General features: G+C 61.6%; 7 protein-coding genes and 1 pseudogene. All 8 read left to right on the top strand.

The genetic code is table 11. The features are described from left to right. The coding region (locus tag EN949_RS29565) for an N-acetylmuramoyl-L-alanine amidase (RefSeq protein WP_164782578.1) at positions 1 to 769 on the top strand (769 nt) is incomplete at its 5' end. 213 nt (positions 770 to 982) lie between these two features. Then, positions 983 to 3,439: a penicillin-binding protein 1A gene (locus EN949_RS29570; RefSeq protein WP_013531366.1), complete on the top strand. Its 2,457-nt coding sequence runs from the start codon at positions 983 to 985 to the stop codon at positions 3,437 to 3,439. A gap of 117 nt (positions 3,440 to 3,556) precedes the next feature. Next, a protein-coding gene (prfB, locus tag EN949_RS29575; RefSeq protein WP_013531367.1) for a peptide chain release factor 2 occupies positions 3,557 to 4,688 on the top strand; the annotation gives its coding sequence in 2 pieces (ribosomal slippage) (positions 3,557 to 3,622 and positions 3,624 to 4,688; 1,131 coding nt in all). Between the two features lie 65 nt (positions 4,689 to 4,753). Continuing rightward, a pseudogene (locus EN949_RS29580) lies at positions 4,754 to 5,177 on the top strand (GFA family protein). A 288-nt stretch (positions 5,178 to 5,465) separates the two neighbouring features. Continuing rightward, positions 5,466 to 5,843, top strand: coding sequence for a hypothetical protein (locus EN949_RS29585; RefSeq protein ID WP_013531369.1), 378 nt, complete (start codon positions 5,466 to 5,468; stop codon positions 5,841 to 5,843). 169 nt (positions 5,844 to 6,012) lie between these two features. Continuing rightward, on the top strand, positions 6,013 to 6,381 hold the full coding sequence (locus EN949_RS29590; RefSeq protein ID WP_024503891.1) for a GFA family protein: 369 nt from the start codon (positions 6,013 to 6,015) through the stop codon (positions 6,379 to 6,381). Positions 6,382 to 6,556: 175 nt separating this feature from the next. Beyond that, entirely contained in the window at positions 6,557 to 7,207 is a 651-nt protein-coding gene (locus EN949_RS29595) for an OmpA family protein (RefSeq protein WP_013531371.1), read from the top strand. A 241-nt stretch (positions 7,208 to 7,448) separates the two neighbouring features. Next, positions 7,449 to 8,054: a hypothetical protein gene (locus tag EN949_RS29600; RefSeq protein WP_013531372.1), complete on the top strand. Its 606-nt coding sequence runs from the start codon at positions 7,449 to 7,451 to the stop codon at positions 8,052 to 8,054. The last annotated feature ends 212 nt before the right edge of the window (positions 8,055 to 8,266 follow it).

Raw genomic sequence — 8,266 nt, forward strand, 5'->3', positions numbered from 1 at the left:
GACCACCGGATCGACCGTTTCGACGGACAAGGGAGGGCGGGTCGGCACCGGGCCGGTCTCCAATCCGGGCCATCGGTTCACCGTCGTCATCGACCCTGGCCATGGCGGCATCGACGGCGGTGCCGAGGGCCTGAACGGCACCATCGAAAAAAACGTCACGCTGGCCTTCGCCACGGAGCTGCGCGACAAACTCGCGGCCGTCGGCAATTACGATGTGTTCATGACGCGCGACACAGACGAATTCCTGCGTCTGGACGACCGCGTGCGCATTGCCCGTCAGCATGAGGCCGACCTGCTTATTTCGATCCATGCCGACACGATCAGCGTCAAGGGCATTCGCGGCGCCACCGTCTATACCGTCTCCGACAAGGCTTCGGACCCCGAGGCGCAGGCGCTTGCCGACCGTGAGAACCTCTCCGACCAGTTCGCCGGCATGGAAATCAAGAACGACAACAAGGAAGTCACCGACATCCTGATCGACCTGATCCGCCGCGAAACACACAATTTCTCGATGAGTTTCGCCCACACGCTGGTTGGCCAGTTGTCGACCAGCGTCGGTCTTATCAACAATCCGCAGCGCTCCGCGGGTTTCAAGGTGCTCAAGGCACCCGATGTGCCGTCGGTGCTGGTCGAACTCGGTTATCTCTCGAACGCCAAGGACGAGGCGCAGTTGCTCAACGCCGACTGGCGCGGCAAGGCGGCCCAGAGCATAACCAACGCCGTCGCGCTGTTCGCGTCGGCCAAGGCCGGATCGGGAACCGGAGGTTGACATGACCGGCGACGCCTGCAACCAGAGGCGGCGTTGCGCGACGACAACACCCAGTGCTTTTATTTCCGGCCAGCAGCCGTGAAATCAGGCATTGCCGTATTTTGTCCACATGGCGGCGACAAGGGTTTTCGATTACGGATTGGGACCGGCTCGAAAGCTTGCGTGAAAGGCGGCTTCGTTTAGGAAATTCCCGAACCAAGGACTGGAGCGGGTATGATTCGTCTCATTGGCTATTTTTTCGGCATCGGCACGACGCTGGCCCTTCTGGTCGCGGCGGGCGTTGCGATCTACATCGGCCATTTGTCGAAGGATCTGCCCGACTACGAGGTACTGGCCAAATACGAGCCGCCGGTGACCACCCGCATCCATGCGTCCGACGGCGCGCTGATGGCCGAATATGCGCGCGAACGGCGCCTGTATCTGCCGATCCAGGCCATTCCGGACCGCGTCAAGGCGGCCTTCCTGTCGGCGGAAGACAAGAATTTTTACAATCACCCGGGCATCGATGTGACCGGCCTCGGCCGCGCCATCATCGTCAACCTGCAGAATTTCGGCTCGGGCCGGCGCCAGGTCGGCGCCTCGACGATCACCCAGCAGGTGGCGAAGAACTTCCTGTTGTCCTCGGACCAGACCTACGAGCGCAAGATCAAGGAGATGATCCTCGCCTTCCGCATCGAGCAGGCCTATCCCAAGGATCGCATTCTCGAGCTCTACCTCAACGAAATCTTCTTCGGCTTCGGCGCCTATGGCGTCGCCGGTGCGGCGCTGACCTATTTCGACAAGTCGGTCAACGAACTGTCCGTGGCCGAGGCCGCCTACCTGGCCTCCCTGCCCAAGGGGCCGAACAACTATCACCCTTTCAAGCATGCCGATCGCGCGATCGAGCGCCGCAACTGGGTCATCGATCAGATGGTCGAGAACGGCTATGTCACGCGTGAGGAAGGCAACAAGGCCAAGGCCGAGCCGCTGGGCGTGACGCCGCGGCGCAGCGGCACCTATCTGTTCGCCGGCGAGTACTTCACCGAAGAGGTGCGCCGCCAGATCATCGCCCGCTACGGCGAGAATGCGCTCTACGAAGGCGGCCTCTCCGTCCGCACCACGCTCGATCCGAAGATCCAGCTCATTGCCCGCAAATCGATGCAGAACGGGTTGATGAAATACGACACGCTGCGCGGCTATCGCGGGCCGGTGACATCGATCGATGTCTCGGGCGACTGGGGCGTGCCGCTTGGCGCCGTCAAGGGACTGGAGGATGTTCCCGAATGGTCGCTCGCCGTCGTGCTCGACAGTTCGGCGACCGGCCTGTCGATCGGCCTGCAGCCCGCACGGCAGGCGTCGGGCGAGATCGTCAAGGAGCGCGTCGAAGGCACTATCAGCAAGGAGGACATGGGTTTTGCCATGCGCCATGTGGTCGCCGGCAAGACCGTCAAGGCCAAGTCGCCGGCGGAGGTGCTGAAGCCGGGCGACGTCATCTTCGTGCAGAAAAACGATGGTGCCGAGGGCACCTACAGCCTGCGCCAGGTGCCCGAAGTGGAAGGCGGCCTGATCGCCATGGACCCGCACACCGGCCGCGTGCTGGCCATGGTCGGCGGCTTCTCCTATGCGCAGTCCGAATTCAACCGCGCCACGCAAGCCATGCGCCAGCCGGGCTCCTCGTTCAAGCCGATCGTCTATTCGGCAGCGCTCGACAATGGCTATACGCCGGCCTCGGTGATCATGGACGGGCCGATCACGATCCAGAGCGGCAACACGAGCTGGACGCCGAAGAACTATGACGGCACCGTCGCCGGTCCGGCGACCCTGCGCTCCGGCATCGAGAAGTCGCGCAACCTGATGACGGTGCGGCTTGCCAATGACATGGGGATGAAGCTGGTGGTCGAATATGCCGAGCGCTTCGGTGTCTACGACCATCTGGCACCCTATCTGCCAATGGCGCTGGGTTCCGGCGAAACCACCGTGATGCGCATGGTGTCGGCCTATTCGATCATGGCCAATGGCGGCAAGTCGATCAAACCGTCGCTCATCGACCGCATCCAGGACCGCTACGGCAAGACGGTGTTCAAGCAGGACGAACGTGGCTGCCAGGGTTGCAATGCGCAGGAATGGCAGAACCAGCCGGAGCCGGAGCTGGTCGACAATTCCGAGCAGGTGCTCGACCCGATGACCGCCTACCAGATCACCTCGATGATGGAAGGCGTCGTGCAGCGCGGCACCGGCGCCACCATCGGCGAACTCGGCCGTCACATCGCCGGCAAGACCGGAACCACCAACGACGAAAAGGACGCCTGGTTCATCGGTTACACGCCCAACCTCGTCGTCGGCCTCTACATGGGCTATGACACGCCGCGCGGCCTCGGCCATGGCGCCACCGGTGGCGGCCTCGCAGCCCCGATCTTCAAGGACTTCATGCGAGTGGCGCTGGACGGCACGCCCAATGTCGACTTCAAGGTGCCGGAAGGCATGAACCTGGTCGCCATCAATCGCAAGACCGGCATGCGTGCCGCATCGGGCGATCCCGGCACCATCATCGAAGCCTTCAAGCCGGGCACCGGTCCCGCCGACAGCTATTGGGTGATCGGCATGGGCGCGGACGGCTCCAATGCCACCGGTGGCGCGCTGTCGCCGCAAGCCAATCAGGCTATCCAGTCCGGCGGCGGCGGCCTCTACTGACGATTTTCAGGGGCGGATGGGCTGGCCTTGGGCCGGCCCATTTTGCTTTACAGCCGGCGGCGGCGTGCCTATGTATCGCGCCGACCGATTTCAGCAAACAGGACAGAACAGCCAGCCATGCGCGCGGAAACGCAGAATATTGTCGACGAGATCAGGCAGGCGATAACCCTGCTGAGGAGGCATCTTTGACTGGGATCAAGCCATAAAGCGGCTTGAATACCTCAATGTGCGCGCCGAGGACGCCAGCCTCTGGAACGAGCCGCTGGAAGCGCAAAAGCTGATGCGCGAACGCCAGAGCCTCGAAGAAGGCATCGCCTCGGTGAAAGGTCTGACGCAGGCGCTGGAAGACAATATCGGCCTGATCGAACTCGGCGAGGAAGAGCGCGATGAGGGCGTGATCGCCGAGGCGGAAGCCGCGATCCGCTCGATGCAAGGCGAAGCGAAGGCCCGCCAGGTCGAGACGCTGCTGTCGGGTGAAGCAGACTCCAACGACACCTATCTCGAAATCCATGCCGGTGCCGGCGGCACCGAAAGCCAGGACTGGGCCTCGATGCTGCTGCGCATGTACACGCGCTGGGCCGAGCGGCGCCGTTTCAAAGTCGAAGTGCTGGAAATGCATGACGGCGAAGAGGCCGGCATCAAGTCCGCCACGTTGATGATCAAAGGCCACAACGCCTATGGCTGGATGAAGACGGAATCGGGCGTTCATCGCCTGGTGCGTATTTCGCCCTATGACAGCAATGCGCGCCGGCATACGTCCTTCGCCAGCGTCTGGGTCTATCCGGTCATCGACGACACGATCGAGATCGACGTCTCCGAATCCGACGTCCGCATCGATACTTATCGCTCGTCCGGCTCGGGCGGCCAGCACGTCAACACCACCGATTCGGCGGTGCGCATCACGCATCTGGCCACTGGCATCGCGGTCGCCTGCCAGGCCGAACGTTCGCAGCACAAGAACAAGGCCAAGGCCTGGGAGATGCTGCGCTCGCGCCTTTACGAGGAAGAGCTGAAGAAGCGCGAGGCGGTTGCAAACGCCACCGAAGCATCGAAGAGCGATATCGGCTGGGGCCACCAGATCCGCTCCTATGTGCTGCAGCCCTATCAGTTGGTGAAGGATCTCCGCACCGGCGTCGAGAGCACCAGCCCGTCGAGCGTGCTCGATGGCGACCTCGACGATTTCATGGAAGCCTCGTTGTCGCAGCGCATCGAAGGCGGTGCCGGCGAAGCCGTGGCGGACCTGGACTAGGATATGCCCATATTCAGGTGAGGCCGGCCTGGCCTCATCTGAACATACCCCTGCGCACCACAGCAATGGAGGAGAGAGTGCCGAGCAAGCTCACCGGAAAATGCTTTTGCGGCGCGGTTCACTACGAGGTGGCCGACGAATTCCTCTATGCCGCGAATTGCCATTGTTCGGACTGCCACCGGTTCGGCATTCAAGCCTTTCGCCGGTATCGAGCGTGAAAAGTTTGTCCTCACCGAAGGCGAGGACAAACTCCTGATCTTCGGCGACCAAAGCGGCCACAACGCGCATTGCTGCCGGTGCGGCTCCTTGCTTTATTCGCTCGTGCGCGACGGCGCCTACGTCCATGTCGCCATGGGAACGCTCGTCGACGATCCATCCATTCGTCCAACCGAGCACATCTTCGTCGGTTCGAAGGCGGGCTGGTTCACCATCACCGATGACCTGCCGCAGTATCAAGAGCACGTGATTGCCGGCTCCGACCAGCAATAGGCTGGAACCACAGCGGGCCAATCCCGTTTATTCGACGCCCGTTTGCCGGGAATTGACCTTGGCCTCATCTCGTCGGCGGTAGCGGATGCCTGACGTCTGTAGAACGATGTCGGGAATGCATGTTCTTGCGCCGACCAAGGAATCAGCCCAGCATCCAAGGGCTGGGAGAGAAAAAGCATTTATGGCCGGACGCGGCATATCTGCGACCCGACGATCCGGCCACTGGGAAGATACGTTCCGGGAACGGGCAAGCGAAACGCTTGATGCTCGTTTGAAAGGAACGTTTCCATGTCTGCTGCCACACTCAGATCGGCCAATGCCGTTCAACCGGCTGGCCGACTTTTGTTTTCCCTGTTCGCGATCGGCGCGATGGCAATGCTGACGGCACCTGCCTTCGCGCATGACGCCACGCCCACGGCGGCAAAGCCACAAGGCTGGAGTTATCCGTTCGCATGCTGCGCCAACTATGATTGTCGCACGACCCATACAGGCGAAGTGCTGGAGAAACCCGAGGGCTATGTCATCGCCGGAACGGGTGAGGTCGTTCCAATGACCGACAAGCGTGTCAAGGACAGCCCGGACGGCGAGTTCCATTGGTGCGCGCACCAGGGGGGCCTCGACGCCGGCAGGACAATCTGCCTGTTCGTGCCGCCGCGCTCTTATTGACGATAGGAACGCATTCCGAAGTCCGCCTGAGCGCGTGTGACGGGACGGGCTTGCTGAGACCAGCCTGTCGCGGTAGCGCCGGGTGATGCTTGCTGACAGACAGTTGTCAGGAGCACCTCTTTATGCTGCCTTTGCCGCACAGGGTGGCGGCGACAGGAGGAGTTCGTTGATGACCATCAAGGCAAGCTGTCATTGCAAGGCGACGACGTTCGAGGTTTCGCAAGCACCGCAGACGGTGACGCAATGCACCTGTTCTTTCTGCTCGAAACGCGGCTCGCTCTGGGCCTATTACGTGCCTTCGCAATTCAAGCTCACCAGCCCGATGGAGAACGTCTCTTTCTATCGTTGGGGGTCGAAGACCGTAAAGCACGGTTTTTGCGCCACCTGCGGCTGCGGCACCTTTACCGAAACGCCGGACTGGTCGACAGGCGAGCCGGATTTCGACAATCCCAAGATCAGCGTCAACTCGCGGCTGTTCGATGATTTCGATCTCGACAAGGTCGAAGTGGTTGTCATAGACGGCAAGAACCTGTGGTAGCTTATCCAAACAATTCCGGCACGGCGATGCGGCGCCACCACCGGGTATTGGTCTCTCGGGAAAAGCCGTGAACGGCGCTTTTGCCGTTCCGCTTTTCGCCGCAATTCATGGTACAAGTCGCGGGAAGGGCTGATTTGGCGCCACCGCAAGGCGTGACTTGGAGAGGGACCATCCTATGAAAAAGACTGTGCTCGTCGTCGTGGCGACGGCTGTGCTCGTGAGCGCCTGCACCACCACCGATCCGTATACAGGCGACCAGAAGATTTCCAACACGGCGGCCGGCGCCGGCCTTGGCGCCCTGGCGGGTGCCAGCCTTGGCCTGCTTGCCGGTGGCAACGACCGCCGCAACGCACTGATCGGCGCCGGCATCGGCGCGCTGGCCGGCGGCGCCATCGGCGCCACGATGGACCAGAACGAGGCCGAACTGCGCCGGCAGCTCGAGGGCACCGGTGTCAGCGTCACCCGCAGCGGCGACCAGATCATCCTCAACATGCCGTCCGACATCACCTTCAACTCGGATCAGGATGCGGTGAAGCCCGGCTTCTACCAGGTCCTGAACTCCGTCGCGCTGGTGCTGAAGAAGTTCAAGCAGACCACGGTCGACGTGTTCGGCCACACCGATTCGACCGGTGGCGACCAGCACAATTTCGATTTGTCGCAGCGTCGTGCTTTGGCGGTGGCGAACTATCTGTCCGGTCAGGGCGTGGATCAGCGGCGCTTCGCCGTCACAGGCTTCGGCAAGACACGTCCGGTCGCATCCAATGCCACAGCCGAAGGTCGGGCGCAGAACCGCCGCGTCGAGATCCAGCTGTCGCCGCTCACCTGATCCGTCCGGCAAGCGAATGCGAAACGGCCCTCATGCGGGGCCGTTTTTGTTTGAGCTGACATCGGCGCTCTGGATGGGTACGGTATAGATTTAGTTACTGCTAAAATATAGCTTTCCGGCGGCCATGGAAAGGAATAGCATCATGGCAGTCCAGCGGGGATGAGGCGGTGTAACCGGCCGCGCAATCAGCATTTTTCCGCCTCGGTCTTGCACGGCCAGATCAGAAATCTGGGAGGAATGCATGACAAGAACAGCCAGCCTTGGGCGCTGTGGCGTCCTCGTTTTAACAGGTTTGGTAGGCGCGTGGCTGAACGTTGCTTCGGCTCGGGCCGAGGACGCCAACAAGGCCGACATCGAAGCCTTGAAAAAGTCGCTCGCCAAATATGAGGATTACACCGCTGCCGTCCGCGACCTCTATCTGTCGACGGTCGGCTGCGTCTACTACAGCGGAGAAAAGATAGCGGGCGCGATGGATTACCCGAAGGGCGCCATGGGTATTCACTTCGTCAATGTCCCGAGTGTCGGCCAGAAGCTCGACCCGATGCACCCCAACGTGCTGATCTATGAACCGACCAAGAAGGGTTTGCGGCTGGTGGGCGCGGAATGGCTGGTGCCTCTGACGCCGGACATAAAGGAGCCTCCGAAGCTGTTTGGCCAAACCTTCATGGGGCCGATGGAGGGGCACTACCCTCTCATCCCGAAGGAGTTCGTCCACTATGACCTTCATGCCTGGCTCGGAGACAATCCGAACGGCATGTTCAGTCCGACGAACCCGAACGTGAAATGCTCGAAGGCCGAGTTTCCGATGCTGGAAAAACCGACCAAGATGATGCCTGGGCCGATGTAACGGGCGAACCAGGCTGGAGCTCTACCGAGAAGGCAAGCCGGATGGCTGGCTTGCCTTCGAAGCGGTCGGGATCAGACCTTGGCGACGATCCGCATGAAGGCCGGCATGTCATCGCCGAAGCCAACGGTGGAATCGTTGTCTTCCTGGTGACGTTGGCGGGCAGGGCGGCTGTTGTCTCGCTGCGGCCGGGTATCGCCGCGTTCCGGTGCGCG

The organism is Mesorhizobium sp. M7A.F.Ca.US.007.01.2.1 (genome assembly GCF_003998165.1).
GTDB lineage: Bacteria > Pseudomonadota > Alphaproteobacteria > Rhizobiales > Rhizobiaceae > Mesorhizobium > Mesorhizobium ciceri.

What these genes read in the sequence shown, in the direction of transcription:
- EN949_RS29585 (WP_013531369.1), top strand. Translation starts at nt 5,466, where the DNA reads ATGTCTGCTGCCACACTCAGATCGGCCAATGCCGTTCAACCGGCTGGC.
- EN949_RS29570 (WP_013531366.1), top strand. Translation starts at nt 983, where the DNA reads ATGATTCGTCTCATTGGCTATTTTTTCGGCATCGGCACGACGCTGGCC.
- EN949_RS29595 (WP_013531371.1), top strand. Translation starts at nt 6,557, where the DNA reads ATGAAAAAGACTGTGCTCGTCGTCGTGGCGACGGCTGTGCTCGTGAGC.
- EN949_RS29590 (WP_024503891.1), top strand. Translation starts at nt 6,013, where the DNA reads ATGACCATCAAGGCAAGCTGTCATTGCAAGGCGACGACGTTCGAGGTT.
- EN949_RS29600 (WP_013531372.1), top strand. Translation starts at nt 7,449, where the DNA reads ATGACAAGAACAGCCAGCCTTGGGCGCTGTGGCGTCCTCGTTTTAACA.